This window comes from Jiangella sp. DSM 45060, assembly GCF_900105175.1.
In the GTDB taxonomy this organism is placed as follows: domain Bacteria; phylum Actinomycetota; class Actinomycetes; order Jiangellales; family Jiangellaceae; genus Jiangella.
The window spans coordinates 6572106-6598583 of sequence record NZ_LT629771.1 but is presented as its reverse complement, the minus strand read 5'-3'; the positions used below and the strand labels follow the sequence as shown (position 1 = coordinate 6598583).

The following is a 26478-nucleotide window of genomic DNA, read 5'->3' as shown; positions in this document are numbered from 1 at the left end:
GGTGGACGATGAATGGTCCAGACACTCTGATTCATGCGACGTCGTCTACGGTGGAGGGGTGGATCCATTGACCGACCTGCTCGACGGCGTGCGGGCGAGCGGCGCGCTGATCGGGCGAACGGTGCTCGACTCGCGCTGGTCGGTGCGGTTCGCGACGGGCGCCGAGCTGACGCTGGTCGCCGTCCTCGACGGGACCGCCTGGCTGCACCCGCTCGACGGCAATCCGGTTCGAGTCGGCACTGGCGACATCGCCGTCGTCCGCGGGCCCGAGCCGTTCACCGTCGCCGCCGATCCCGACGCCCGCCCCGACGACGCCATCGCGCTGGCCGACTACTGCGCCAGGAGTGCGCAAGCCGGCGCCGTGGGGCGGACCTGCGACCCGGGCGTCGCCGGCGAGACCGTCGTGCTGACAGGGACGTACGACGGCGCCGCCGGCATCAGCGAACGGCTGCTCGACGCGCTGCCACGGGTGCTGGTGATCGCCGAGGACGACTGCGCGTGCCCGATGCTCGATCTCGTCGCCGACGAGATCGCCGCGGACCGGCCGGGCCAGCAGGTCGTGCTCGACCGGCTACTCGACCTCATGCTGGTCTCGACGCTGCGCGGCTGGTTCGACCGGCCGCAGGCGTCGGCGCCGCACTGGTACTCGCGGCTGGACGACTCGCCGGTCAGCCAGGCGCTCCGCCTCCTCCACGACGATCCCGGGCGCGGGTGGACGGTCGGCTCGCTCGCCGCCGCGACCGGCGTGTCCCGGGCGCTGCTGGCCCGCGACTTCGTCGCCCGCGTGGGTGAGCCACCGATGAGCTACCTCGCCGGCTGGCGCCTGTCGATCGCCGCCGACCTGCTGCGCGAGACCGACGCGACGGTCGAGAGCATCGCCCGGCAGGTCGGGTACGGGAGCGCGTTCGCGCTCAGCGCCGCGTTCAAACGACGCCGCGGGCTGACGCCGTCGCAGCATCGAGCGATCGCCCGCCCGGCTCCCGAACCGACCCGCCACACCCGCGACGCCGCCGGCTGACCACGCCGCTGCGCCGACGTAGCACCGCGGAGCGCGGCCACCGCCCCGCCGACGCCCGACGGGGACGACCCGGCGGGCGCGGCCACCACCCCGGCGCAGTCACCGCGAGGCAAGGCCACCGCACGGCCCACCTCCGGCGAGCCCAACCCGGCAGGCGCGGCCACCACCCCCGGCGCGGTCACCGCGGAGCGCGGCCACCGCCCCGCCGACGCCCGACGGGGACGACCCGGCGGGCGCGGCCACCACCCCGGCGCAGTCACCGCGAGGCAAGGCCACCGCACGGCCCACCTCCGGCGAGCCCAACCCGGCAGGCGCGGCCACCACCCCCGGCGCAGCCACCGCGAGGCACGGCCGCCACACGGCCCACCTCCGGCGACCGGGACGGCACCCGCGGCCCGGCGCGGCGGCTGCCCGGCACGGTGGCGAGCCCGGCGCAGTCCACCGGTGCCGCAAGCCCGCGCGACACGGCCGGCCCCAGGTCTGGCGAGCCCTGTTCGGCGCGCCACAGCCTGGCCTGGGTCCGGTGCACGCGCGGCGGCCGGCGGGTGGAGTCCGGTCAGCCACCCGCACCACCGGACGTCCGGTCGCTACCGGCTCCGGCAGTCGACTAGACGTCACGGCGGTCGCTACCGGCGCCGGCGCTCGACCAGACATCGGTGCCGGCGCTACCGGTGCCGGCCCTCGACCAGACGCCGCGGCCGTCGCTACCGGTGCCGGCGCTCGACCAGACGCTGCGGCCGTCGCTACTCGTGCCGGTGCTGGACCAGGCAGCGCGCGTCCAGATTGTCGTCAGGTCTTCGTCATCTCGTCCTCCCTTGCCAACGCGTCCAGTCGGGCGGCCTAAAGGCATCAGCGCATCGGCAGCACCTGCCGTACGGCACAGGCGGTCCGGGTGAGATCGCGGAAGTCGACCTGTTCACCGCAGCCGAAGACGCGGACCGCGACGCCGGGGGAGGCGAGCCAGAAGAGCTCACCGACGTCGGTGAAGCCGGGGCCGTCGGGGTGGGCGAACGGGTCGGTGGCCCAGCCGGCGGGATCGCGCTCGAGGTACTCGACCAGGAAACCCCGCAGCGCCGCCGCATCGGTGAACGTCGGGCTGCGCATGACCGTGACCTGGAGGTCGACCCGGTAGGAGTCGTCGGGGTACGGGCCGGACTCCCAGACCCGCGACCGGAAGCCGACGTCGTCCCACTCGTACGCGAAGTCGCTGACGAGTGGGCCGATGCCCGGCGGCATCCAGCCGAGCGCGAATCCGTCGAGCAGCTGGCGATGCCGGGGCGGCGGCATGGGTCTGCAGTCGACCGTCCAGCCCGGCACGGAGGTCGTCGTCGGCGTGCCTGCGGCCGGCGCCGCGCCCGGCTCCGCATCCGCCACCGCGCCCGCCGCCGCATCCGTCACCACTGCCGTGGGTCTCGGTGCGGCGCGAGCCGACCCGGGCTCCGTCACCACGCGCGCCGGCGGTTGGCCGGCCAACGCCTCGACGGACGGCGGACTCTCCGCCGGCCGAACCGTGCCCCACGCGGGAGCGGCGACCGACGCTCCCGCGACCAACGCCGCGACCGTCGCGCCGCACACGGCGGCACTCTTGATGAGCTGCATGAATAGCGTCCTCTCCGACGAAACCGACGAGGCTTGGCACCTCGGTCCGACCATTCGCGGCCGGACCCCTTCATCGTTCGCCGAACCGGCACCCGCCCGCTCCCGCCGAACCCGGAATTGTGGACAAGTCGGCAGATCGGAGTGGGCTGTGGACAAGGCCCGTCCGCGTGGCGTCTCCACAGTCAGGAACCGGGGGCGGCTACGATCCGCTGTGATCGACAAGTCTCTGGGGGGAGGCGGCGTGTGGGCGCTCTCCGGGCCCCCGGCGCCTCAATGGGTGCGGGAGTAGGGAATCGATGCCGCTGACGCTGCGCTACGCCGCGCGTTCCGACGTCGGCCTGGTCCGGGAGGGCAACGAGGATTCCGGCTACGCCGGCCCGTACCTCCTGGCCGTCGCCGACGGCATGGGCGGCCACGCAGCGGGTGAGGTCGCCAGCCGGGCGGCCATCGACGAACTCGTCAACGCCGACCACCTGCCCGACGGAGACCCGATCGACGTCCTGTCGGCCGCCGTCAGCGCCGCGAACGGCCGCATCGACGACATGGCGCGCGCCGATCCGTCCCGCGCCGGCATGGGCACCACGTCGACGGCGCTGCTGTGGAACGGCGTGCAGCTGGCGCTCGGGCACATCGGCGACTCCCGCGCGTACCTGCTGCGCGACGGGTCGCTGACGCAGATCACCCGCGACCACACGTTCGTCCAGTCGCTGGTCGACGACGGCCGCATCACGCCTGAGGACGCCCGCGAGCATCCCGCGCGCTCCGTCGTGACGAAGGTGCTGCAGGGGCAGTCGCCGATCCGCCCGGACTACTCGATCATCGACGTGCAGGCCGGCGATCGGCTCCTGATCTGCAGTGACGGCCTGTCCGACGTCGTCACCGACCAGGAGATCGAGGCGGCGCTGGCCCGCGCGCACACCGTCGACGACGCGGCCGGCCAGCTCATCGCGATGGCCCTCGACGCCGGCGCGCCCGACAACGTCACCGCGGTCGTCGGCGAGATCGTCGAGGCCGACGCCGCCGGCGCGGACGCCGCCTCTGAGTCGTACGTCGTCGGATCGGCCGCCGAGAGCCTCGACGGCGACCAGCCGTCGGAGCCGCAACAGGACGCCGAGACCATGCGCTACGCGCCCCGTGCCCGACGGCGCCGGCGGCGGCGCTGGCTGCGGCCGGCGATCGCGGTAGCGGCGGTGATGGCGCTCGGCTGGGCCGGCTTGACGTTCGCCAACGGCTGGGTCCGCGACCAGTACTACGTCGGCGTCAGCAACGGTCAGGTGGCGATCTACCAGGGCGTCCGGCACGAACTCGGTCCCGTGCACCTGTCTGAGCTGTACGCGGTGCCCGGCGGTCTGCCGCTCGACGCGTTGCCGACGGTGTATCGCAACGAGGTCGGCGCGACCATCGCCGCCAGCGACCTCTCCGACGCCGAGCAGGTGATCGACACGCTGCGGCTGCGCGCCTGCCGGGCGCACCAGCGCGAGACCACCGAGACCGGCAACGGCGACGGCGAGGAATGGCTCGGCGACGAGGTCGGCTTCCCCGGGCTGCTCTGCGCCGGGTAGGCGCAGCTCCCGCGGCACGGCGTCCCGAGTACGACGGCGCCGTCAGACGAGGACGACCTTGCCGGTGGTCCGGCGGGACTCGAGGGCGGAGTGGGCGTCAGCGGCGCGTTCGAGCGGGAACCGGTGCACCAGCGGGACCAGCTGGCCGGCCGCTGCCTCGGCGAGCGCTCGTGTCTCCAGTCCGCGCAGGAACCCGGGCCGCCCGACCTGGTGCCGGCTGATCGGCCACGACGCAGTCAGGGCGCGTTCGACGAGGTCGGAGGAGGCGAACGGGAGCAGCTCGCCGGACGACCACCCGAACATGACGAGCCGTCCGCCGACGCCGAGGAGGTCCATGCCCGCACGGCCGAGCGGGCCGCCGACGCCGTCGAGGAGGAGGGTCGGGGCGAGCGGGCCGAGGGCGGCGCGGACGTGCTCCGGCCAGGCCGGGTCGGTGTAGTCGACGGCGTGCGTGGCGCCGAGCGCGCGCACCTGCCGCACCTTCGCCGAACCCCCGGCCAACCCGACGACGACGGCGCCGGCGGCCCGCCCCGCCTGGACGAGGAGACTGCCCACCCCACCCGCCGCGGCCGTCACCAGGACCACGTCGTCACCGGTCAGAGCGGCCCGATCCAGCACGCCGACCGTCGTCCGCCCGGTCCCGATCATCGCCACCGCCGCGTCGGCGCCAAGCCCGTCCGGCAGCACGTGCGCCGACTCGGCCGCCACGACCGCCAGCCGCGCGTACCCGGCGCCGGCCTGACCGAGGTGCGCCACCACCCGCCGCCCCACCCACGCCGGATCGACGCCGTCGCCGACGGAGTCCACGGTGCCCGCGATTTCCCGGCCGGGGATCGACGGCAGCGCCGGCAACGGCAACGGACCGCCGCCGCCCCCACCGGACCGCAGCGCCGTGTCGATCAGGTGCACGCCGCTGGCCTCGACGGCGACGCGCAGCTGGCCGGCCGCGGGCACCGGATCGGGCACCTCCTCGTAGCGCAGGTTCTCGGCCGGGCCGAACTCGTGCAGACGGATCGCGTGCATCCAGGTCCTCCGCGTCGTGGCGCCGCCCACCGGTTCGGCGGGTGCGGCGCCCGTTGGCTTCGCATGCTGTCGCCGCTACGCTAAAACCTGAATCAAAGTTGAGGTCAAATCGAGGAGCCGCCGTGGACACCGTCGCGTGGAACAAGTCCGAGCTGACCGTCGGCGAGCTGTCACAACGCAGCGGCGTCGCGGTGTCGGCGCTGCACTTCTACGAGCGGCAGGGCCTGATCACGTCGCGGCGCACGTCGGGTAACCAGCGACGATACAAGCGTGCGGTGCTGCGACGGGTCGCGCTGATCCGCATCGCCCAGCGGGTCGGCATCCCGCTCGCCGAGATCAACCGCGCACTGGCCTGCCTGCCCGACGGCCGCACGCCCAACCAGAAGGACTGGGCGGAGCTGTCCTCGCAGTGGCAGGCCGACCTCGACGAGCGCATCCGGCGGCTGCAGCAGCTGCGCGACGACTTCACCGACTGCATCGGCTGCGGCTGCCTGTCGCTGCGCAACTGCAGGCTCGCGAACATGCACGACGAGCTGGGGGAGCACGGCCCGGGACCGCGGCGGCTGATCGAGGACCGCGACGGGGTCTGCTGCGGCTGACCGCCCAGCCCAGCGACCGCCCGGCCGGCGCTCGCCCGGCCCAGCGGCCGCCCGGTCCAGCGGACGCGGGCCGGCGCTCGTGCGGCCCGCGGTCAGCCGTCCGGCTGTCCCTCACCGGCGATGACCTGCTCGCACGCCAGCAGCAGCACCCCGGCGCTCCACGCGTGCGACAGTGTCAGCACCATGCCCTTCGGCTGGAAGCACTCGGTCTGGTAGTAGCGCTCGGTGATCATGCCGCGGTAGGAGTTCAGCTCGCCGTCGGCGGTCGCGAGCAGCTGGCGGAAGCAGTCCAGCGCCTCGTCGGCGCGCTCGCGGTAGTGCGGGTCGCCGGTCGCGGCGGACAGCTCGGCCAGTTCGCGGGTGCAGACCAGCCCGTACGCGTGCAGGTGCTGGTTGGACGGCGACGCCTGGTCGCCGCCGCGGGTGGCGAAGCCGTAGGCGCCGAGCGGGGTGCGCGGGGCGAACCGCACGTTGTAGGTGTAGCGGAACGTCAGCATCCAGTCCGCCGCCCGCTGGGCGAGGTCCAGCCAGCGCGCGTCGCCCGTCCGCCGGTACAGCGCCACGTACGCCATGACCGCCGCGTAGCCGTCCTCCGACGTCGGCGCGAGGTCGACGTCCTCGGGGGCGCCGTGGACGAACTCGCGCTCGACGAACCGCGCGTAGTACTCGCCGGCTCGGACGGCGGCCGCCAGGTACGAGCCGTCGTCGTCCAGACGAGCGGCCGAGCAGAACGCCGCGATCCAGGTCATCCCGGACGCGCCGGCCCACGACAGCACCCGTCCGTCGACGGCGTCGTGGACGGAGCCGAGGTTGCCGTCGGTGCGCTGCCGGTCGCGGACGACGTCGAGATTGGACCGCGCCGCGGCGGCCCACGTCGCACGCTCGTCGACCTCCAGCGCCCGCAGCAGGAACAGCGTCGCCTCGCCGAGGGTCCGCGCGTGCAGTCCGCCCCGGATCGGCGTCCAGCTCTGCGTCCACCCGCCGTCCCGCTCCCACCGTCCCCAGAACGTGCCGGACGGCGACAGGTTCGCGCAGCAGAAGTCGATCACCCGCGTCGCCGCGTCCGCGGCCGCCGCCGATCCCGTCCGCCGGCCGTGCGCCAGCAGCGCGTACGCCCACGGGATGCCGCTCACCCAGCCGACGTGCATGGCCTGACGGTCGACGGGGCGGCCGTCGCCGCCGGTGACCTCGCGGTCGAAGCCGACGGTCTCGAGCAGCACGCCGGGATCGGGGTCGTAGTGCCAGCGGACCAGCCCCTCGGCGGCGATGTCGGCCGCCTCGGGCACCGTCACCCACGGTGTGACGGGGTGCAGCGGCCGGCTCCGCTCGTGGACGGCGCGCAGGATCGGTGCGTACGCATGGCGGTCGGCTGGCAGCGTCGCGACGACGGCCCGCAGCTCGACCCGTCCGCCGGGCCGCCAGATGTACGTCGCCGACGTCGCGGGCAGCGGCGTCGCGGACCCGTAGTAGGTGACCGGGTCCTCGCGGAACGGGAAGACGACGTGCACCTCGGCGACGTCGCCGCGATGGGCGAGCCCGACGCCGGTCGGCCCGGCCGGCGACGTCTCGTCCGTCCCGGCCATCGCGCCGCCGGACGCGCCCCAGGCGAACGCCGCCGGCGTCGCGGCGCGGTCGGACCGGAACGACCAGTGGTCGCTGACCATGCCGGCCGGATCGTCGGCGCCGGCCTCGAACCGCGGGAACCGGCGGTCGCAGTCGGCGGGACGGTTCTCGCCGTAGAACAGGCCGGGGATCAGCCACCACGGCTCGGCCGCGTCGGCGACGGCCGCGACCAGGCGCAGGTGCCCGGTGAACGGCGCGCTCACGGCCACGGACAGCGTGACGTCGACCAGCCCGGCGGCGCTCGGCGGCCCGGCCGTCACCTCGACGGTGAACGGGCCGGCGACGACCTCGCCCGGCGTCCCGGCCGCCGCCGTCCCGGCGGCCGGGCCCACCGCCGTCGTCCCCACCACCGTCCCGCCGGCGTCGAGTGCCTCCAGCCGCAGGACCGGCGCGGGCTCAGTCGTCATCGGCAGGCGAACCGGGAACCTCGGCGTCGACCGGCCACTCGAGCAGGTCGACGTCGACGACCGGCGCGGCGGGATCGCGCGGGACCCGGAACGTCCGCAGCTGATACGGCCCGAAGTCCGCCTCGACGACCCGGTCGACCAGCGGCAGCGCCAGCCGCGCGCCCGTCACCGCGGTCCCCGTCGTCTCGACGGCGCGGACGATGAGGTCGGGCGCGGCCGGATCGCCGTCCTCGCCGCCCTTGACCGCGGTGATCAGCACCGATCCGTCGTCGGCGGCGAAGCTCCCGGTGGCGGGCAGCGAACCGTCATGGGAGCTCTCCAGCATCGCCCGCGGCGCCGATCCGAGCACCGCGGCCCGCCGCGTCAGCCCCGCCGCACGCCAGTCGCCCGCGTGCGGGACCAGCAGGTAGGTGAACCGCTGTATGCCCTGGTCCTGGAAGGAGTAGACGCCGTCGGGGTCGAGCAGCCGCGGGTCGTGCCACGAGTAGACCGGGCTGCGGACCGCCGTGATGCCGATGGACGGCGACGCCCCGTCAGACGCCGGCGACACGTCGTACCCGTGCTTGGCGTTGTTCACCACCGCGAGCCCCGCGCCGCCCGAGCTGAGGTCGACCCACGACTGCCCGGGTTCCTCGGCGCCGTCGACCGGCCGCCGCAGCGTCCCGAACGGGATCTCGTAGGTCGCCTCAGGGTCGGCCAGCGCGACCGGGAACCGCAGCTTGAGCAGGTGCGCCTGCTCGCGCCAGTCGATCGTGACCCGCACCTCGAGCTCGTCGGCGCCCTGGCGGAGGATGAACTCCTCGGTCATGGTCGACCGGCCCCACGACCGCTCCACCCGCAGCCGGGCCCGCTCCGGACCGCTCTCGCGCAACACGACGCGGGTCGTCTTCATCGGCTCGCCCGGCCACGCGTAGGTCACGACGCCGTGGCCCCAGGTGTCCGTCGGGTCCTCGCTGACCTGCGTGTGCTCACCGGCGGCGCCGGCGACGAGGTCCGCCCCCGTGCGCTTGTCGAGCAGGCTCGTCAGCCAGCCGGTGGACGGGTCCAGCTCGGCGCGCAGCAGGTCGTTCTCGAGCACCGTCTCGGACGCGCTCAGCGTGCCCGGCGTGGCGCCGTCGGCCCACGTCAGGCCGCCGGTCGTCCCGGGAAGCAGCCGGAACAGCCGGTAGCCCAGCGGCGGCAGGTCGGCCCGGAACACGACGGCGCCGCGGCCCTTGTCGTTCGTCGTCGCCACGGACTGGGTCCGCTGCGACGGCACCAGCCCGCCGTCCGCGTCGACCACGTGCACGCCGGTCGGCTGCACGCCGTACTGCAGCTCGATGTCGGTGGAGACCGGCCACGGGTGCGGGTTGAAGACGAGCACCGGCTGGGTGCCGTCCTCGAACGGGACGGCGACGTCGCGGGCGATGCGATTGTGGACGCGGGTGATGATGCGCTTCGCGATGGCGACCGCCTCGCCGAGCTGGTCGCGCGCGTCGTCGTACGCCGGCTCGATGGCCGAGCCCGGCAGGGTGTCGTGGAACTGGTTGAACAGCAGCTGTTTCCACGCGTGCCCCAGCTCGTCGCGTGGGTAGGCGTCGCCGTGCACGACGGCGCCGACGGCGGCCCAGCGCTCCGCCGAGAGCAGCGCCGCCTGGGCCCGTCGCATCCACTGCTTGATGCCGGAGTGCGCCGAATAGCAGCCTGACGCGTGATGCTGCAGGTCGTCGCGCCAGACCGGCAGCCCGGAGGCCTTGCCCCGGGCGATCAGCTCGTCGAAGTAGCGGCGCGGCGACGACATGATCATCCTTCCGTACGAACCCCGCTGGTCGTGGCGGTGGATGGACTCGATGTTGGCCTTCGTCGGCCCGCCGCCGTGGTTGCCGACGCCGTAGAAGATCATGACGTCGCCGAGCGAACGGTCCAGCTGGCCGAGCGACTTCTCCGTCTGGTGCGCGACGTCGCCGGGCGGGCTGCAGTACTCGAACGGGATGCGGTAGGCCAGCACGCGGCTGCCGTCGGGCGCCTCCCACCAGAACGCCGTCCCGTCGAGATCGCTCTCGTGCGGGCCGGGGCGCAGGAACGTGTAGGAGTCCATCCGCTGGCCGCGCAGGACGGCGGGCAGCATGGCGTTGTGGCCGAACGGGTCCGCGTTCATGCCGACGGTCGCGATGACGCCGAACTTCTCGTGCAGGTAGCGCTGCCCGTACAGGCCCTGGCGGACGAACGACTCGCCGCCGGGCACGTTGCAGTCGGGCTCGACCCACCAGCCGCCCGTCATGACCCAGCGGCCCTCGGCGACGCGCTCGCGGATGCGCTCGAACAACTCCGGGTCCTGCTCCTCGACCCACGCCAGCAGCACGATCTGGTCGCAGGTGAAGACGAAGTCCGGGTACTCGTCCATGCGCTGGATCGCCGACCAGAACGTCGCCCGCGCCTCCTGGTAGCCCTCCTGCCACGGCCACAGCCACACCGGGTCGAGGTGCGCGTTGCCCACCATGTGCAGCGTGCGCCGGCGCATGGCCGGCGGCCGGAAGTCGTCGGGGCTCATACGGTCGGTTCCTCCGGTGCGCTCTCGGTGCCGGCGGCCCAGGCGTCGGCGATCTCGCTGATCAGGTGCAGGGCGAGCGTGTGCATCTCCTGGATGCGCGGTGTCTGGGTGGACGGCGCCAGCAGGACGTGGTCGGCGTACGCGCGGGCGGGTCCGCCGTCACCGCCGCCGAACAGCACCGTAGCGGCGCCGTTCTTGCGCGCGGCCTCCAGCCCGGCGACGACGTTCGGCGACCGGCCGCTGGTGGTGAACGCCGCGACGACGTCGCCGGGGCGAGCCAGCGCCTCGACCTGGCGGGCGACGGTGTCGGCGTAGGTGTAGTCGTTGGCGATGCAGGTCATGACCGTGGCGTCGGTGGTGAGCGTGACGGCGGGCAGCGGCCGGCGGTCGCGGTCGTAGTGGCCGATCAGCTCGCCGGTGAAGTGCTGGGCGTCGGCCGCGCTGCCGCCGTTGCCGAACGTGTAGAGGACGCCGCCGGCGGCGAAGGCCTGGCAGATGAGGTCGGCGACGTCGCGGATGCCGGCGAGCAGGTCGCGCATGGCCTCGGCGGCGGCGACGTGGTCGGCGAGGTGCCGTTCGAGCTGGTCAGGCATGGTGGTCCTCCCGTGCGTGCGGCGCGTGCGGCACGTCTGGCGCGTGCGGCACGTTCGCCGCGTCCGCTGCGCCGAGCGCGTCCAATGCGACGACGCCGGCGCCGACGACGCAGACGACGTCGCCGAGCCCGGCCAGAACGACGCGGGCCGCCTTTGCCGCGGGCGGCATGGCGTCGCGGGCGACCGCCTCGGCGACCGGGTCGAGCAGCATCTCGCCGGCCCGGGTGACGCCGCCGCCGAGCACGACGAGGTCCGGCTCGAACACGTTCACCAGATCGGTCACCGCCTGGCCCAGCACGTCGGTCGTCTCGGCCCAGATCTCTCGCGCGAACGCGTCACCGGCCCGCGCCGCCGCGGCGACGTCGGCCGCCGTCAGCGAGGCGGCGTCGGCTGCGTCGGCGTCGGCCTCGGCGGCGCGCAGGGAGGAGGTCGCGCCGGCGCGCAGGCCCTCCGCCGCGCGCTCGGCGATGTTCGTCCCGGACACGTACGCCTCGAGGCAGCCGCGGCGCCCGCACGAGCACGTCCGCCCGCCGGGACGGACCATGAGGTGGCCCAGTTCGCCGCCGTTACCCGCGGCGCCACGGTGCAGCCGTCCGTCGATGACCGCGCCGCCGCCGACGCCCGTCGAGATGGTGAGGTAGATCATCGTGCTCAGGCCGCGGGCCGCGCCGAACCGGTGCTCGCCGAGCGCGGCCGCCGTCGCGTCGTTCTCGAGGTACGCCGGCACGCCGAACTCCTGCCGCGTCAGCTCGCCCAGCGGCACGTCGATCCAGCCCGGCAGGTGCGGCGGCGAGATGAGCACGCCGGTCGCGCTGTCGAGCGGCCCGCCGCACGAGATCCCGACGGCGGCGATCGGCGCATCGAGCGCCGCCGCGGCGACGGCACGGTGGCCGAGGTCGAACAGCCGGCGGATGACCGCGTCCGGGCCCTCCCAGCGCCGCGTCGGCTCGACGATCAGGCCGTGCACCGCGCCGTCCGGCGTGACCACGCCGACGGCCAGCTTGGTGCCGCCGATGTCGAGTGACAGCACCGCCCGCCCCGATGCGCGGGAATCCTGCTCGTCCATCCGGTCCGCTTCTCCGTCCCCGTCTCAGGGACGTCGGCCTCGGCGCCCCGCTCCACGTGGGATCGATCCCAGGTGGCCTCCGCATCATGACAAGTGCACCCTGACCGAGTCAAGAGGGATCGTTCCCATACGTGCGTGGCGCGACGGCTGACAGGAGCGGGGGCAGAGCTTGACCGGACGCGCGGAGGCCGGCGAAGCGGAGGAGGCGAGGCCCGGCCGGGCGGCAGCGTGATGCGATTGGCGGCGCGGCGGCGAGACGCGACCGGACGACGGCGACGGCGGCACGGTCCGGCCGGGCGACGGTGAGCAGCGGCAGCGTGATGCGGATGGCGGCGCGGCGGCGCGATGCGGCGCGATGCGGGGAGTGTCGGTGCCCGCCCGTAGGGTGGGGTCCCAACCCCAAGCGGGCGGGCCATGACTACGGCCGCAAAGCGAGAGCGCGGACCGGCCAGGCGACGGCGACCGGCGCGGCCGGCGGAGGCGAGCCGCGGCGGAGGCGAGCCGCGGCGGGGGCGAGCGACGGCGGGGGAGCGACGGCGGCGCGACGCGGCCGGGTGACGGTCAGCGCGGCGGCGCGACGCGGTCGGGTGACGGTGAGCGCGGCGGCGCGACCGGGCCGTGCGACGGCGAGCGCACGATGCGGCGAGTGTCGGTGCCCGCCCGTAGGGGGGTCCCAACCCCAACGGGGCGGGTCATCACTACGGCCGGACGCGGCGATCAGGCTCGACCGGCGCCGCCGAGCCGTGGCCGGGCGAGGGCAGCGACAACAGCCAGACCGGGCCGCAATCCCGCGAACGGCCCCGAAACCGCCGTCAGACGGCGCGGGTGGACTGGCGATGCACGACCTGCGTCGGCATCATCACGGTCTCCGGGCCGGCGTCGGGGTCGGCGATGCGCTCCAGCAGCCGCTGCACCGCCGCGGCCCCCAGCGCGGCCTCGTCCTGAGCGACGGCGGTGAGCCCGGGGGTCACGAGGCTCATCCAGGGCGCGTCGTCGAAGGAGACGAGGGAGAGGTCGTCGGGGATGCGCAGCCCGAGGTCGTTCGCCGCCCGCCAGACGCCCTCGGCGAGGACGTTGTTGGCGGCGAACACGGCGGTCGGCCGCGAGGACGGCCGGAGCAGCGCGACCGCCGCGGCGTGGGAGGCGTCGACGTCCCAGCCGGAGGAGACGACGAGGTCGGGGTCGAGGGCGATGCCGGCCGCCGTCAGCGCGGCCTGGTAGCCGGCGTGGCGGTCGCGGCCGGTCGTCCACGTGGTCTCGTCGATGAACAGCGCGATGCGCCGGTGCCCGAGCCCGATCAGTTCGGCGATGACCTGTGAGGACGCCCGATGGTTGTCGACGACGACGGCGTCGCACACGCCGGCCGCGAACTGGCGGTCGACCTCGATGACGGGGATGCGGTGCCGGGACAGGTAGGTGGTGACGTCGGCGGAGACGGGGGTGACGACGACCCCGGCGACGCGGGTGGCGACGAACGTCTCGGCGGCCTCGACCTGGGCCTCGGCCGAGCCACCGTCCTCGGCGAGGACGAGGCTGTAGCCCTGGGTGCGGGCCGCCTGGCCGACGCCGGCGGCGAGGCGGGCGTAGAACGAGTTGCGCAGGTCCGAGACGAGCACGCCGAGCGACAGCGAGACCTGCTGCTTGAGGTACCGGGCGGTGGCGTCGGGCACGTAGCGCAGGTCCTCGGCGGCGGCCAGCACGCGTTCGCGCACGTCGGTGGCCACGTAGCCGCGGCCGGTCAGCGCCCGCGACGCCGTGGAGCGTGAGACGCCGGCGGCGGTGGCGACGTCCTTGATGGTGGCGCGGCGCTGCAGCTCGGTCGCTGCCGTGCCGTCACCGTTGACCCGACGACCCACCCTGCGCCTCCCTCACGGCTCGACGACGTCGACCAGCGCCTCGACGTGCTGGCCGAGCCGCAGCTCTCCGACGGTCAGATCGGCCGCGACCGGTGTGCGCCGGCGCGGCGTGCGGCCGGCCGTGACGTCGAACGCGGCGGTGCCTTCGTCGCCCGCGGCCAGCGTGAGCACCTGCTCCGCCGGTTCCGCGGACCAGCCTAGCGGGATCACCATCCGCACGGTGACCTCGGCCTTCTCGGGCAGCGGGTTGCGGACGACGACGTCCAGCCGCTGCGTGGAGCCCGTCGCCACCCGGCTGCGGTACGGCGTGATCCGCGCGGCCACCCCGCCGGCGCCGAAGTCGACGGACTCCAGCGGCAGCAGCTGTTCGTGCAGCTCGACCAGCTCGTCACCCAGCTCCGTCAGCAGGGCGAGGTACTCGTCGTCGACCCAGCGCGGCTCCCAGTGGCCGCTCACCATCAGCCCGGGCGCGACCCGGCGGTACAGGGCGGCGCTGCGCTGGTAGTCGCCGACGCGGAACAGGTTGCGGTACTGGTAGTTCAGCACCTCGCGCCGGCCGCCGGACACGCCCAGGTGCTCCTGCTGGTCGCCGGTCGCCAGCACCCGCACGCCGTCGACCTCGAACTCGAAGCCGGCGTGGTACAGCGTGTGACCAGGCAGGTCGTGCACCGTGATCTCGTACTCGTGCCACCGGAACGACTCGCCAACCGGCAGCGACCGGTCCACCGGGATCGGGTCGTACCAGAGGCAGGGCAGGTCGTAGCGCTCGGGATGCTCGAGGATCGGCGCGACCGTCGACGGCGCCCAGATCTCGGTCCCCTCGACGTCGCGCAGCAGCGGCAGCCCGGCGACGTGGTCGTCGTGGTAGTGCGTCGGCAGCGCCACCTCGACCCGCGCGACGCCGTACTGACGGCGCAGCGCCGGCAGCGACGCCAGCCACGGCCGCCGCGACGCGCGGTCGGTGCCCGACGGCAGCCCCGTCGTCATGTCGTAGCCGTAGTCGATGAGCAGCGCGTTCCCGGTCTCCGACAGCAGCACGTACGAGCACGCGTTGCTGGTGCGGTTGAGCAGCAGGTGCGGGGTGAGCTCCCGGAACGGCGACTCCAGCCGGCCGCGCAGGTCCCACGGGTGCGGACGGCGCGCGTCGACGTAGCGCTGCATCCGTTCGGCCAGCAGCTCCAGAGCCGCCCGTGGGTCGGGCATCGGCTCGCCGTGCGACGGCAGCAGCAGGTCCAGCGGCTGTTCGAGCAGCTGGTAGCAGGAGAGGACGGTCATCGCCGGCCCCTCGTTCTCGGTGTACGACCACTGCGTGGCGGCCAGCGACCACACCTTGCCCGGCGCGTGGATGAGGTCGCCGGTGAACGCGATGCCGCCGACGACGTACGTCACGGAGCCGGTCGTGTGCCCCGGCGTCGGCAGCACCCGCACCTCGATGCCGCCGTACGTCGCGGTGCGGTACTCCGGCACGACGCCCGCGACGGGGACGGAGGACAGCAGCGAGAACTTGTCCTGGCGCAGGTTGTAGTCGTTGACGATCGGGCGTGACGCCCACATGTCGTCGACGTGCGCGAACAGGTCCTGCTCGACCGGCGGCACGTGGACGGCGACGCCGGCGGCCGCGGCGCGCGGCAGGCCCTGGCCCTGATCGCGATGGTGGTGCGTCATGAGGACGTCGGTGAGCCGCTCGATGCCCATCTCGGCGAGGTGATCGAGCACGGCGCCGGAGCCGAAGTCGACGGCGATGGCGTCGCGTCCGTTCGGCGACCGGACGACGTAGACGTTGCAGGTGTCGCGCACGCGGAACACCCCGGGCGCGATCTCACTCCACGACATGGACCCGATGGTATCGTTCCCACAATGCTGCTCCCGCGTCCTCACCACCTCGTGACGACCAGCGCTCCCGAGCGCGACGGGGTCCGCGTCGGTTCCGTCGCGATCGACGCCGGCGTGCACTGCGACACCGCGGCCGCCGTGCTGGCGGACCTGCCGACGGCGCCCGGCGGCGCGCCGATCACCGTCGCGGTCACCGTCGACGCCGCGCCCGATGGACCGCCGGAGGGCTACCGCCTGGTCGTCGACGGCACCCACGTCACGATCAACGGGTCGGACCCGGCCGGCGCGTTCTACGGCGCCCAGACGCTACGGGCGCTGACGGTGGACGGCGTGCTGCCGCAGGTGACCGTCGAGGACCGCCCGGACCTGCGCTGGCGCGGCACGATCGAGGGCTTCTACGGCCCGCCGTGGTCGCACGCCGACCGGCTGGCACACCTGGAGTTCGCCGGCCGGCACAAGCTCAACACGTACGTCTACGCGCCGAAGGACGACCCGTACCACCGCAAGCAGTGGCGCGAGCCGTATCCCGAGGCCGAACTGAAGCGCATCGGCGAACTGGTCGCCGCGGCGCGGAGCTCGCACGTGCGCTTCGTCTTCTCCGTCTCGCCCGGGCTCTCGATGGTCTACAGCGACCCGGCCGAGGTGGACCTGCTGCTCGCGAAGTTCGAGCAGGTCCGCGCCGTCGGCGTCGAGGACTTCGCGCTGCTGTTCGACGACATCCCGCCGGACCTCGAGCACGAGGCCGACCGGACGGCGTTCGGCGCGGCGCCGGGATCGTCGGCGCGGGCGCACGCCGCCGTCTGCCGCGCCGTCATCGAGCGGCTGGACCGGCCGCTGATCATGGTCCCGACCGACTACGCCGGCATCGAGGCGACGCCGCACCGCGACCTGCTCGCCGCCGAGCTGCCGTCGGACGTGCTGGTGTGGTGGACCGGCCGCGGCGTGGTCGTCGGCGACGTCACGCGGGCCGAGATCGACGCGGCGGCGCGCTCGTACGGGCACGAGCTGCTGCTCTGGGACAACTTCCCGGTCAACGACTTCGACTTCCCGCGGCTGTTCCTCGGCCCGCTCGTCGGCCGGACGACGGACCTGGACGGCGCGCCGCTGGCCGGGATCACGGCGAACCCGATGCCGCACGAGGCCGCGTCGCGGATCGCCGTCGCGACCGTCGCCGACTGGGCGTGGAACCTCGCGTCGTACGACCCGGCCGCCGCGCACGAGCGCGCGCTGGACGCCGTCGGGGCCACGGAGGCGGTGCGGACGCTGGCCCGCGCGTGTGCGTCGTGGCCGCCGTCGGCGCCGCAGGACCCGGAGCTGTCGGCGTTGATCGAGGCCACGCTGGGTGGTTCGCCCGCGGCGGCGGAGCGGTTGCGGGACCGGTTCGAGGCGATGGTCGCCGCCGCCCCCGCCGACGACCGAGCGCCGGACCCTGCGCCGCAGGCCGCTGACCAGCGCGAACAGCAAGTGTCGGAGCCCACCCCTAGGGTGGGGTCCCTCCCTACCGGGGCGGGGTCCACCTACCAGCACACGTCGCCGCCACAAGCCGTCGCGTCAGACACAACCGACGAGTGGGGACGGTCGGCCGGCGCGTGGGAGCGGTCGTCCGACGAAGGGCGGCGGCCGGCCGAGCGGATGGAGCGCGAGGTCGGCCCCTGGCTCGTCGCGCTGGCCGACACCGGCCGGGCTGGGCTGGCGGCCCTGGCCGCGCTCGCCCCGTCAGCCGGCGAAGCGGAGCGGACGGCGGCCGCCGAAGCGCTCGCCGTCGCTGAGGCGCACGAGGAGCAGAACGTCCTCCGCGGCGTCGTCCCGCCGTTCGTCCGCGCCGTCCTCGACCGCTGAGCCCCAGGGACGCTCAGACGGCGAGCACCTGGCCGCCGTCGCGCAGGGCGTCCTGCAGGCGGGCCACGTCGACGGACTGGACGGGGCGCCCGGTGCGGGCGGCGTCGGCCGCGGCCAGGCCGGCGGCGTGGCCGAGCAGCTGGTACTGCACCTCCATCCGCACCGACGCGAACGCCACGTGCGACGCGGACAGGCAGACCGGGACCAGCAGGTTCGTGCAGTCGGCGAACCGCGGCACCAGGGCGCGATACGGGATCGGGTACGGCCGCACCGGCACCGACAGGTAGCCCTCGGTGAACACCATGCCGACCGGCTTCGGGTGCTCGGCCACCCAGCGCCACGTGCGCTGCACCTCGCGGATGTCGACGTGGTAGGAGCCCATCGCGACCACGTCGTGCTGCGGCCGCGGCTCGGGCAGCAGGTCGTGCTCGGTCAGCACGTACTCGCCGAGCATCCGGCGCGCCTCGCGGACGTACAGCTGGTGCGGCAGGTGCCCGGTGTCGGCGAACTCGTCGGCGGCATAGCCCCAGCCCGAGAGCTCCGACCGGACCGACGACGGCACCGCGGGGTCGTGGGACAGGAACCACAGGAAGTCCTGCGCGTGGTGCAGGTGGTGCAGCCGGATCCGTTCCCGCTCGTCACGACTAGCCGCCGGATACGCCCACGCCGACCCGTCCAGCACGCTCAGCGAGAACGGGCCGATCGAGTTCCCGTCGCACTTGCCGTTCGGCAGGTTCTGCTCCAAGCCGAGCAGCCGCCCGGCCCGCACCTCGACGCCGTCGCGCCGCCACCGGTCGAAGAGGCGCCGGCCGAGCTCCCAGTGCGCGTCGTCGTACCCGTCACGGCGTGCGAACGGCACCCGCGAGGAGGCGGTCGTCAGGCAGACCCGGTAGCCGTACGACATGACGCCGCCGTCGCCGCTCCCGACCGGCGCGAGCGGGCGGTCGTGCAGCTGCGGCAGCAGGTCGCCGTCGTCGGTGAACGGTGAGATCCAGGGCGGGACGGTGTGCATGCCGGGCACCAGCTCCTGCCGCCCGGCGTACCGCTCGCCGTACAGCGACCGGGCCTCGCGCCCGACGGCGTACGGCACGCCCGCGGCGGCGAGCAGGTCGCCCTCGTACGACGCGTCGACGAAGACCGCGCCGGCGACGGCCGATCCGTCCGCGAGCGTCACCGACCGGATCGACCCGCCCACGGCGACCGCCGCCGCAAGGACGGACCCGAACCGGACGTCGACCCCGGCCTCCTCCAGCCAGCGCAGGTAGATCGCCTCGGCGACGTGCGGCTCCGGCCCCGCGTAGTGCCCGACGGGAACGCCGTACCAGTCGGCGATCGCGCGGCGCAGCTCGCCGGCCATCCCACCGACCACGCGCACATCGCCGACGTCGGTGTAGCCGAGCCCGCCCGACGTCATGCCGCCGACGTGGCGCCCCGGCTCCAGCAGGACGACGGACGCGCCGGCCCGGGCCGCGGCGACGGCCGCGCACACCCCGCCGGACGTGGCCCCGTAGACGACGACTTCGGTCATGAGCGGTGCTCCGCCCACGTGCGCGCGACCAGCGCGAGGTCGTCGGCCGTCAGGGCCTCGCCGGAGTTGTCGATCGACTCCACGTAGTACAGCGCGGGCACGCCCAGCGACGCCTGAGCCTCGACGTAGGCCCGCCAGGACGCGCGGTCCGGCATCGGCCACTGGTCGGTGTCGATCGGGTGGCCCGGCAGGGCGGCGCGCGTCACGGCGTGCCGGAACCGCAGCTGGTCGACGACGGGCACGGGGCGACCGGCGGTGTCGCGCTCGAGCACGTCGTTGAGCCGGACCATGTCGGTGACGTCGCCGAACGACGGATGCGGCGTGTGCGTGACGACCAGCGCGTCCGGCTTGGCCGCCTTCGCCGCCGCGGTCAGGGTGGCCAGCAGCGTGTGCAGGGCGGCGATGCCCCACGGCCCGTCGGTCGCGCGCAGCGACTCGCCCGACGGCGCCCGCTGGGTGAAGTCGACCTTGAAGCCGTCGGCGTCCAGGCCGTCCGGGCCGAGCAACGCGGTGACGACGCGGGTCAGCCGCGCGCGGTAGGCGGGCGCGGCGACGTCGACGGCGACGGGGTGGCCGGCCGGGTCGGTGACGCACTCGTCCGCGGGCAGTCCGGCCGGGTCCCAGGCCTTCCACCACAGCAGGACGCGGCGCCCGGCGGCGTGCTGCGCGGCGATCCAGCCGCGCAGGTCCGGCCAGTGATCCGCGTCGACCTCGCCGGTGCCGTAGGCCGCCTGCCAGCGGTCGTCGATGACGACGGTGCCAGGCGAGACCCCCGCCGCGGAGAGGACGCCGAGCAGCTCGTCGTACACGTCCTGGCGGGCGAGATCGGCGGCCGGCACGCCGGCACCGGCGGCGGCGCGGGCGCACTGGGCGCCCCAGCCGCAGAAGATCGGCTCGGTCCACCAGTCCGGCCGCGGCTCCGGAGGTGCGGACGGCGCCAGCCCGCGCTCGACCAGGTCGTCGCGGTAGTCGGCGAGCGCCTGCCACGGCGTCGCGGCCGGGCGCAGCACGACGGACGGCGTGCGGACGTCGGCGCCGGCGACGGTGTGCCCCTCGTAGTCCAGCCGCAGCAGGAAGCCACCGTCGAGGGGGTCGTAGCGGACGGCGGTCATCGTCAGCTCGTCGACCGGCGCCCGGACCGACAGCCCCCACCAGGGCCCGTCAGGCAGGTCGGTCGCACCCTCGGCCGGACGGGAACCCAGCGCCCAGCACAGCGGCGGCGGCGAGAAGATGCCGTGCAGCCGCCCGGGCTCGGCGTCACCGACGACGCCCAGTGACGACGCCGCACTCGCCGGGCGCACGACGTGCACCGGCTCGGTCGGCGCCGGGCTGAACAGCGACGCGAACCGGATCGCGGACCGGAACGTCCCGGCCGCGCCACTGCGCAGGACCGCGCGGCCGCCGAGCAGCGTCACCTCGCCGAGCCGGGCGTCCGCACGCGACTGACCGGCCGCCGTCGCCCACACCTCGATCGCACCGTCGGCGCAGCGCACGTGCACGGCCTTGCGCTCCCACACCGCGCTCGCCGCCTCGACCACCAGCTCGACGGCGTCAGCGGTCGCGGCGACGATCCGGGCCGGCGCGACGTCGTACGACTCGTCCCGCACGCCGACGACGTCCAGGCTCGCCAGCAGTGACAGCTCGGTCCACACCGTCCCCTCGGCGTCGCGCAGCACGGCCCGCGGCTGCACGGGGTGCACCTCCAGCCGATAGCCGGGAGCGACCACGGTAGTTCCGTCGACGGTCAGGGTCACGCGTCCTCCTCGATGCCGTCCAGCCCACCGGCCGCGACGATGCGGGCGTAGAGCCGGCCGGAGTCCTTCACCGTCCGGCGCCCGGTCGGGTAGTCGACGTGCACCAGCCCGAACCGCGGCCGGTAGCCCAGCGACCACTCGAAGTTGTCCAGCAGCGACCAGTGCAGGTAGCCGCGCACGTCGGCGCCGCCGGCCATCGCCTCGCCCATGGCCCGCACGTGCGCGCGCAGGAACGCCTGGCGGCGCACGTCACGCACGCGTCCGTCGTGCAGCGGCGCGTCGCCGAACACGCCGCCGTTCTCCGTCACGACCAGTGGGAACGGGTAGTCGCGGTGCAGGCGGAGCAGCAGCTCGCGGAAGGAGTCCGGCGCGACCTCCCAGCCCTCGTCGGTGCGGGCGACGTCGCCGGACGGGCCGACGACGCGCCAGGGGAACGGTCCCGGCGGCGCGGCGGCCATGACCCGGCGGGTGTAGTAGTTCACGCCGAGGAAGTCGCTGCGCCCGGCGATGGCGTCCTCGTCGCCGTCGCGGATCTCGTTCAGCGGCCGGCCCAGCGCGCGTTCGTAGTGCTCGCGCATGTCGGCGGGGTAGCCGCGGCCGGCCAGCGGGTCGAGGTACCAGCGGTTGACGTAGCCGTCGGAGCCCCGGGCGGCCGCGGCGTCCTCCTCGGACGGCGTCGCGGGGTCGCACGGGAACAGGCTCAGCGCCACGCCGGCCTTGACGCCGCGGTGCGCCCGCAGCACGTCCGCCCCCGCGCCGTGCGCGAGCATGACGTGGTGGCCGGCCGTCACCGACGCGCTGAGGTCGCGGACGCCGGGCGCGTGCAGCCCCAACTGGTAGCCGAGCAGCGCGATGATCCACGGCTCGTTCTGCGTGATCCACCACTCGACGCGGTCGGCCAGCCGGTCCGCGACGGCGGTCGTGAGCTCGGCGAACGCGTCGACGCAGGACCGCGCGACCCAGCCGCCGTCGGCCATCAGCGCCTGCGGCATGTCCCAGTGGTTCAGCGTGAGCACCGGCGTGACGCCGCGGGCCAGCAACGCGTCGACGAACCGCTCGTAGTGGTCCAGCCCGCGCTGCTCGACCCGGCCTCGGCCGTCGGGCAGGATCCGCGACCAACCGACGGAGAACCGGTAGGCGTTCAGCCCCAGCGACGCGATCAGCTCGACGTCGTCGGCCCAGCGGCGGTACGAGTCGCTGGCCAGCGAGCCGTCGCCGCCGCCCTCGATGGCGCCCGGCCGCCGGGCGAAGACGTCCCACACGGACTCGCCCCGGCCGTCCGCGTCGAGGCTGCCCTCGACCTGGTAGGCCGACGTGGCCGCGCCCCACAGGAAGTCCGGCGGGAAACGGAGGGTCATGCGAGCTCCAGATCAGACGGTTGGGTGTTCCACGACTCCAGCAGCAGCCGCCGCGGCCCGGTGTCGTGGCGCCATTCGACGGTGAACCTGCGGCGCTCGCCGGGCAGCAGCGGCCGCGGATCTCCGTCGACGAGGGCCCACCCGGTCGACTCCGGCGGCCGGTCGTCGCTGATCCGCAGGCCGATGACGGCGGGCCCGGCGGCGTGCGCGACCTCCACCGATGCGCCCCCATGTTCCACGTGGAACCACACCTTGGCGGGCTCGAGGTCGAGCAGCGGGGTGAGGTCGGCGGCCGTCGACAGCGGCAGGCACTCCCGGTCGATCAGCGTTCCGTCCGCGTCGGCCCAGGCCAACTCCACCAGCACGACACCGGCCGGCGACGACGCGGTCAGCCGCCCGATCGCACGGGGTGGGCCGACGGGGTCCGCGACCGGCCAGCGCTCCTCGGCCAGCACCTCGCCGTACGCGGAGAGCTGCCGAGCGGTCACCGTCCCGCCGGCCGCGCGGCCGGGCCCGGACCAGAGCCACGCCTCCACCTCGACCGGCGCGCCGTCGAACGCCAGCCGGTCCAGCCGGGCCGTGACCCGCTCGGCCGCGAACGCCCGGGCGACCGCGTGGTACGCTGGCTTCGGTTCGCCGGCGTGGTCGACGACGGCCGTGCACCAGGCATTCGGGTACGACTCCGCCAGCTGCCACGGCAGGACCATGCTCGAGCGCGGCCACCGCCGCCGGTCCGCCTCGACGGCGTACGCCAGCCCGCTGGCCTGCAGGAACTGGCTGGCCCGGCGGAACGCGTCGGGCGTGTCGAGTCGTCCGCCGAAGCACTCCTGCACCAGCGTCGCGTTGTTCCACCAGTCGCCGAGGTGCCGGTAGACGGGGTTGTCGCGGCCGACCGGCCAGCGGTCGTCCGGCGGCACCAGCGCGGTCCACAGCCGCCGGTTCGCCATGCCCTCGACGCCGAACTCGGTGTGCGCCAGCGCGCTGCCCTCGTTGTACAGCGTGTAGTGCGCCGCGAGGCCCTGGTGCTCCCACGGTCCGTGCGTGTCGTGCCCGCCGTCGCGGAAGTGGAAGTTCGGCCCGGTCGGCGACGTCGGCAGCCACGACCGGCCCGGGTCCAGCCGGGCGACCTCGTCGCGCAGCGCCGCCAGCGCGGGGGAGCGGTCGTCCGACAGCGGGCCGGCGTCGTCCTCCAACTCGTTGCCGCCGCCCCACAGCAGCAGCGACGGGTGGTGCGTGCGAGCCGGCACGACGGCGGCCGCCTCGGCCCGCAGGTGGCCGACGAACGCCGGGTCCGCCGCGGGCGCGCTCTGCATCCCGGAGCTGGACTGGGAGAACTCCTGCCAGACGAACAGCCCGGCGCGGTCGCACGCGGCGTAGAACGACGGTGTCTCGATCAGCCCGCCGCCCCAGACCCGCAGCAGCCGCGCCCCGGACCGGCGGGCCAGCTCGACCAGGTGCTCGACCCTCGCGTCGGTGATCTCGCCGTACAGCGCGTCGGCGGGCGCCCAGTTCCAGCCGGTCAGCTCGACGCGGCGGCCGTTGACGACCGCGGTGTAGGGCAGTGCGCCGGACGGCGCACTGTCGTTCGGCGCCAGCGCGGCATGACGGAACCCGGTGACCACCCGGCGCTCCGCGTCGCCGGCCCGCACGACCACCTCGTACAGCGGCTGCTCACCGAGCCCGCTCGGCCACCACAGCGCCGGATCCGGCACGTCGACGGCACCGCCGAGAGCGCCGGACGCGTCGACGGACAGCGGCCCGGCCGCCACCACGTCACCGCCGAACCGGACCTCCACCACGGCAGACGCCGCCCCCGACACCCGGCCGGCCACCTCCACCGTCGCCACCACCAGGTCCGGCGACACCACCGGCCGCACCAACACGTCCTCCAGGTGCACGGCACCGATCTCCAGCCGGACGCCGCGCCAGATGCCCTGGTGCACCAGCCGCGGGCAGAAGTCCCAGCCGTAGCCCATCCGCGGCGCGTGCAGCCGGACCCGGTCGGTGCGGCCGACCTGCGGCTCCGTCGTCGGCGCGGGGTCGACCACGACGGCCAGCCGGTGCGCACCGCCCCCAGCCACCAGCGCCGTCACGTCGAACCGAGCGGCCCGGTACAGCCCGTCCACCCGGCCCACCCGCACGCCGTCGACGAACACCGTCCCGCCCGGGTCGACGCCATCGAGGCACAGCACCGCGCGCTCGCCGTCCGCCAGTGCCGCGGCGGCGAACGTCCGCCGGTACACCCACGACCGCGTGCTCACCCACTCCGCGGCCCGCGAGTTGCGGCCGACGTACGGAGACGGCAGCTCGCCGGCCCGGACCAGGTCGCCGATCACCGCGCCCGGCACGCGGGCCGGCAGCCAGCCGGGCGCCAGCGCGGCCGCACCGGCCACGGCGCCCGCGTTGTTGCGCGCCGTGACCGGCTGGTCCACGAACCACTGCCAGGTGTCGCCGAGCGCCTCCCGCACCGACCACGAACCGCCGAGGTCGACCGTCGTCACCCCTTGCTGCCGGTCGTCGCGATGCCCTGCACGAAGTGCCGCTGGCCGAGGAAGAACAGGATGATCATCGGGATCGTCGTGATGACGCTCGCGGTGACCACGATCTCCCAGTGCCACTCGCCGCCGAAGCCGTACTGGTCCAGCAGCGCCTTCAGACCGCGCGGCACGGTGAAGTTGTCGCTGTCGCGCAGGTAGATCAGCGGCCGCATGAGGTCCGTCCACGCCGCCTGGAACTCGAAGATCAGCGTGATGATCAGCGCCGGTTTGCACAGCGGCATCGCGATGCGGGTGAAGATCCGCCAGTTGTTCGCGCCGTCGATCTTCGCCGCGTCGAACAGCTCCCGCGGCAGGCCGAGGAAGAACTGTCTGAGCAGGAAGATGTAGAACGCGCTGCCGAACAGGTTCTGCGCCCACAGCGGCGTGAGCGTGTCGACCATGCCGAGGCTGTTCCAGATCAGGAACTGCGGGATCATCGTCACCGCGCCGGGCAGCATCATCGTCGCCAGCACGATGCCGAACAGGAAGTTGCAGCCGCGGAACCGGAAGTACGAGAACCCCCACGCGACCATCGCGCTGCTGATCGTCACCGTCACCGCGGCCAGCACCGTCACCAGGACGGTGTTCCACAGCCACAGCGCCATCGGCGCCTCGTGCCAGACGTCCAGGTAGTTCTGGAAGGTGAACGTCTCGGGGATGATCTTGTTGTCGAAGACCTCGCCGCGTGGCTTGAACGACGCGCTGAGCAGCCAGATGAACGGGTAGATGAAGACCAGCGTGGCCAGGATCAGCGCCGTCCAGATCAGCGCCTTGACCGGCGTGATCCGGCGGCGCCGCCGGGGCGGCTTGCGGACGGTCTCCGGCTCCGCCGGTGCGTCGAGCCGCGTGTCTGCCGTCATCGCTGCTCACCCTCGTAGTAGACGAACCGCCGGCTGACCTTGATCTGGATCGCGGTGAAGATCATGATGATCACGAACAGCAGCCAGGCCATCGCCGAGGCGTAGCCCATGTTCAGGAACTCGAACGCCTGGCGGAACAGGTAGATCACGTAGAACAGCGCCGCGTCGTTGCTGTAGGTGGTGTTGCCCGACCCGAAGAACGCCGTGTACGCCTCGGTGAAGGTCTGGAACCCGGCGATGGTGTTGACGATGAAGATGAAGAACAGCGCGCCGCTGATCATCGGAACGGTGATCTTGCGGGTCTGCTGCCACCAGCCGGCGCCGTCGACCTTCGCGGAGTCGTAGAGCTCCTGCGGCACGTTGCGCAACGCCGCCAGCAGGATGATCACCGACGACCCGACCGACCACAGGCTCATCAGGATCAGGCCGGGCTTCACCCAGTTCGGGTCCGTCGTCCACGCCGGCCCGTCGATGCCGAACCAGCCGAGCACCCCGTTGATCATCCCTTCCTGCCCGTTGAACAGCAGCAGGAGCAGGATCCCGACGGCCACCGGCGGCGTCATCTTCGGCAGGAAGAACGCCGTGCGGAAGAACCCGGACGCCCGCCCGGCCTTGTCCAGCAGCAGCGCGAGCGCCAGCGACACCACGCAGTACAGCGGCACCTGGATGACCGTGAAGATGAACGTGTTCCACAGCGCCGTTCTGATCTTCGGGTCGCGGAACAGCTCCTCGTAGTTCTCCAGCCCGACGAAGTTCGGGTTGTTGATCACGTCGTAGTCGGTCAGCGACAGATAGCCGCTGTAGATGATCGGCCACAGAGTGAAGATCAGGAACCCGACGATCCAGGGGCTGATGAACAGCAGCGCCGCACGCGTCTCCCGCCGGCGGCTGAT

The 26478-nt window shown here is 74.0% G+C and carries 18 protein-coding genes; 4 read left to right on the top strand and 14 right to left on the bottom strand.

Going from position 1 to position 26478, the window contains the following annotated elements:
• The first annotated feature begins 58 nt into the window (after positions 1 to 58).
• Complete coding sequence (locus tag BLU82_RS29690; protein ID WP_092624466.1) at positions 59 to 1018, top strand: AraC family transcriptional regulator; 960 nt, start codon at positions 59 to 61, stop codon at positions 1016 to 1018.
• Between the two features lie 849 nt (positions 1019 to 1867).
• Here the strand turns inward: BLU82_RS29690 and BLU82_RS34495 are convergent.
• Positions 1868 to 2305: a hypothetical protein gene (locus BLU82_RS34495; RefSeq protein ID WP_157741338.1), complete on the bottom strand. Its 438-nt coding sequence runs from the start codon at positions 2303 to 2305 to the stop codon at positions 1868 to 1870.
• Between the two features lie 608 nt (positions 2306 to 2913).
• Here BLU82_RS34495 and BLU82_RS29680 point away from each other — a divergent pair.
• The gene (locus BLU82_RS29680) at positions 2914 to 4179 is read left to right on the top strand and encodes a PP2C family serine/threonine-protein phosphatase (protein WP_092624464.1); all 1266 of its coding nucleotides are present in this window, start codon (positions 2914 to 2916) and stop codon (positions 4177 to 4179) included.
• A gap of 42 nt (positions 4180 to 4221) precedes the next feature.
• Here the strand turns inward: BLU82_RS29680 and BLU82_RS29675 are convergent, their stop codons facing one another.
• Complete coding sequence (locus tag BLU82_RS29675) at positions 4222 to 5202, bottom strand: zinc-binding dehydrogenase (protein WP_092624463.1); 981 nt, start codon at positions 5200 to 5202, stop codon at positions 4222 to 4224.
• Between the two features lie 122 nt (positions 5203 to 5324).
• Between BLU82_RS29675 and soxR the strand changes: the two genes are divergently transcribed.
• The gene (gene soxR, locus BLU82_RS29670; RefSeq protein ID WP_092624462.1) at positions 5325 to 5801 is read left to right on the top strand and encodes a redox-sensitive transcriptional activator SoxR; all 477 of its coding nucleotides are present in this window, start codon (positions 5325 to 5327) and stop codon (positions 5799 to 5801) included.
• A 92-nt stretch (positions 5802 to 5893) separates the two neighbouring features.
• Here the strand turns inward: soxR and BLU82_RS29665 are convergent, their stop codons facing one another.
• The 6 genes from BLU82_RS29665 to BLU82_RS29640 form a co-directional block, all read right to left on the bottom strand.
• Entirely contained in the window at positions 5894 to 7831 is a 1938-nt protein-coding gene (locus tag BLU82_RS29665) for a beta-L-arabinofuranosidase domain-containing protein (protein WP_092624461.1), read from the bottom strand.
• The gene (locus BLU82_RS29660; RefSeq protein ID WP_092624460.1) at positions 7821 to 10361 is read right to left on the bottom strand and encodes an alpha-mannosidase; all 2541 of its coding nucleotides are present in this window, start codon (positions 10359 to 10361) and stop codon (positions 7821 to 7823) included. Before BLU82_RS29660 ends, BLU82_RS29665 begins: the two co-directional genes overlap by 11 nt.
• On the bottom strand, positions 10358 to 10954 hold the full coding sequence (locus tag BLU82_RS29655; RefSeq protein ID WP_092624459.1) for an SIS domain-containing protein: 597 nt from the start codon (positions 10952 to 10954) through the stop codon (positions 10358 to 10360). The genes BLU82_RS29660 and BLU82_RS29655 overlap by 4 nt, the downstream gene beginning before the upstream one ends.
• Positions 10947 to 12020: an ROK family protein gene (locus BLU82_RS29650; protein WP_092624458.1), complete on the bottom strand. Its 1074-nt coding sequence runs from the start codon at positions 12018 to 12020 to the stop codon at positions 10947 to 10949. Before BLU82_RS29650 ends, BLU82_RS29655 begins: the two co-directional genes overlap by 8 nt.
• Before the next feature lie 812 nt (positions 12021 to 12832).
• On the bottom strand, positions 12833 to 13876 hold the full coding sequence (locus BLU82_RS29645) for a LacI family DNA-binding transcriptional regulator (RefSeq protein ID WP_197682561.1): 1044 nt from the start codon (positions 13874 to 13876) through the stop codon (positions 12833 to 12835).
• A 12-nt stretch (positions 13877 to 13888) separates the two neighbouring features.
• Complete coding sequence (locus tag BLU82_RS29640) at positions 13889 to 15709, bottom strand: MBL fold metallo-hydrolase (protein WP_092624457.1); 1821 nt, start codon at positions 15707 to 15709, stop codon at positions 13889 to 13891.
• A gap of 24 nt (positions 15710 to 15733) precedes the next feature.
• Between BLU82_RS29640 and BLU82_RS29635 the strand changes: the two genes are divergently transcribed.
• Positions 15734 to 17548 (top strand): beta-N-acetylglucosaminidase domain-containing protein, encoded by a 1815-nt coding sequence (locus tag BLU82_RS29635; RefSeq protein ID WP_092624456.1) that lies wholly within the window; start codon positions 15734 to 15736, stop codon positions 17546 to 17548.
• A gap of 13 nt (positions 17549 to 17561) precedes the next feature.
• On the opposite strand, the gene BLU82_RS29630 is transcribed toward BLU82_RS29635, so the two are convergent.
• From BLU82_RS29630 to BLU82_RS29605, 6 genes are read right to left on the bottom strand one after another with little or no spacing between them, the layout of a single operon-like run.
• A complete protein-coding gene (locus BLU82_RS29630) occupies positions 17562 to 19076 on the bottom strand; it encodes an FAD-dependent oxidoreductase (protein WP_092626501.1) in 1515 nt (504 codons plus the stop codon).
• Positions 19073 to 20830, bottom strand: coding sequence for a hypothetical protein (locus BLU82_RS29625; protein ID WP_092624455.1), 1758 nt, complete (start codon positions 20828 to 20830; stop codon positions 19073 to 19075). Before BLU82_RS29625 ends, BLU82_RS29630 begins: the two co-directional genes overlap by 4 nt.
• Entirely contained in the window at positions 20827 to 22188 is a 1362-nt protein-coding gene (locus tag BLU82_RS29620; protein WP_092624454.1) for a GH1 family beta-glucosidase, read from the bottom strand. The genes BLU82_RS29625 and BLU82_RS29620 overlap by 4 nt, the downstream gene beginning before the upstream one ends.
• Positions 22185 to 24689, bottom strand: coding sequence for a hypothetical protein (locus BLU82_RS29615; RefSeq protein WP_092624453.1), 2505 nt, complete (start codon positions 24687 to 24689; stop codon positions 22185 to 22187). Before BLU82_RS29615 ends, BLU82_RS29620 begins: the two co-directional genes overlap by 4 nt.
• Positions 24686 to 25585 carry a carbohydrate ABC transporter permease gene (locus BLU82_RS29610; protein ID WP_092624452.1) on the bottom strand — a complete coding sequence of 300 codons (900 nt, stop codon included), beginning with the start codon at positions 25583 to 25585 and terminating at the stop codon, positions 24686 to 24688. Before BLU82_RS29610 ends, BLU82_RS29615 begins: the two co-directional genes overlap by 4 nt.
• Positions 25582 to 26478, bottom strand: a complete 897-nt coding sequence (locus BLU82_RS29605) for a carbohydrate ABC transporter permease (protein WP_092626499.1) — start codon at positions 26476 to 26478, stop codon at positions 25582 to 25584. Before BLU82_RS29605 ends, BLU82_RS29610 begins: the two co-directional genes overlap by 4 nt.

Bases quoted from the DNA above. Each gene is read 5' to 3' on its own strand.
- BLU82_RS34495 (WP_157741338.1), bottom strand. From the start codon at position 2,305: ATGCCGCCGCCCCGGCATCGCCAGCTGCTCGACGGATTCGCGCTCGGC.
- BLU82_RS29680 (WP_092624464.1), top strand. From the start codon at position 2,914: ATGCCGCTGACGCTGCGCTACGCCGCGCGTTCCGACGTCGGCCTGGTC.
- BLU82_RS29675 (WP_092624463.1), bottom strand. From the start codon at position 5,202: ATGCACGCGATCCGTCTGCACGAGTTCGGCCCGGCCGAGAACCTGCGC.
- BLU82_RS29665 (WP_092624461.1), bottom strand. From the start codon at position 7,831: ATGACGACTGAGCCCGCGCCGGTCCTGCGGCTGGAGGCACTCGACGCC.
- BLU82_RS29660 (WP_092624460.1), bottom strand. From the start codon at position 10,361: ATGAGCCCCGACGACTTCCGGCCGCCGGCCATGCGCCGGCGCACGCTG.
- BLU82_RS29655 (WP_092624459.1), bottom strand. From the start codon at position 10,954: ATGCCTGACCAGCTCGAACGGCACCTCGCCGACCACGTCGCCGCCGCC.
- BLU82_RS29650 (WP_092624458.1), bottom strand. From the start codon at position 12,020: ATGGACGAGCAGGATTCCCGCGCATCGGGGCGGGCGGTGCTGTCACTC.
- BLU82_RS29640 (WP_092624457.1), bottom strand. From the start codon at position 15,709: ATGTCGTGGAGTGAGATCGCGCCCGGGGTGTTCCGCGTGCGCGACACC.
- BLU82_RS29635 (WP_092624456.1), top strand. From the start codon at position 15,734: ATGCTGCTCCCGCGTCCTCACCACCTCGTGACGACCAGCGCTCCCGAG.
- BLU82_RS29630 (WP_092626501.1), bottom strand. From the start codon at position 19,076: ATGACCGAAGTCGTCGTCTACGGGGCCACGTCCGGCGGGGTGTGCGCG.
- BLU82_RS29620 (WP_092624454.1), bottom strand. From the start codon at position 22,188: ATGACCCTCCGTTTCCCGCCGGACTTCCTGTGGGGCGCGGCCACGTCG.
- BLU82_RS29610 (WP_092624452.1), bottom strand. From the start codon at position 25,585: ATGACGGCAGACACGCGGCTCGACGCACCGGCGGAGCCGGAGACCGTC.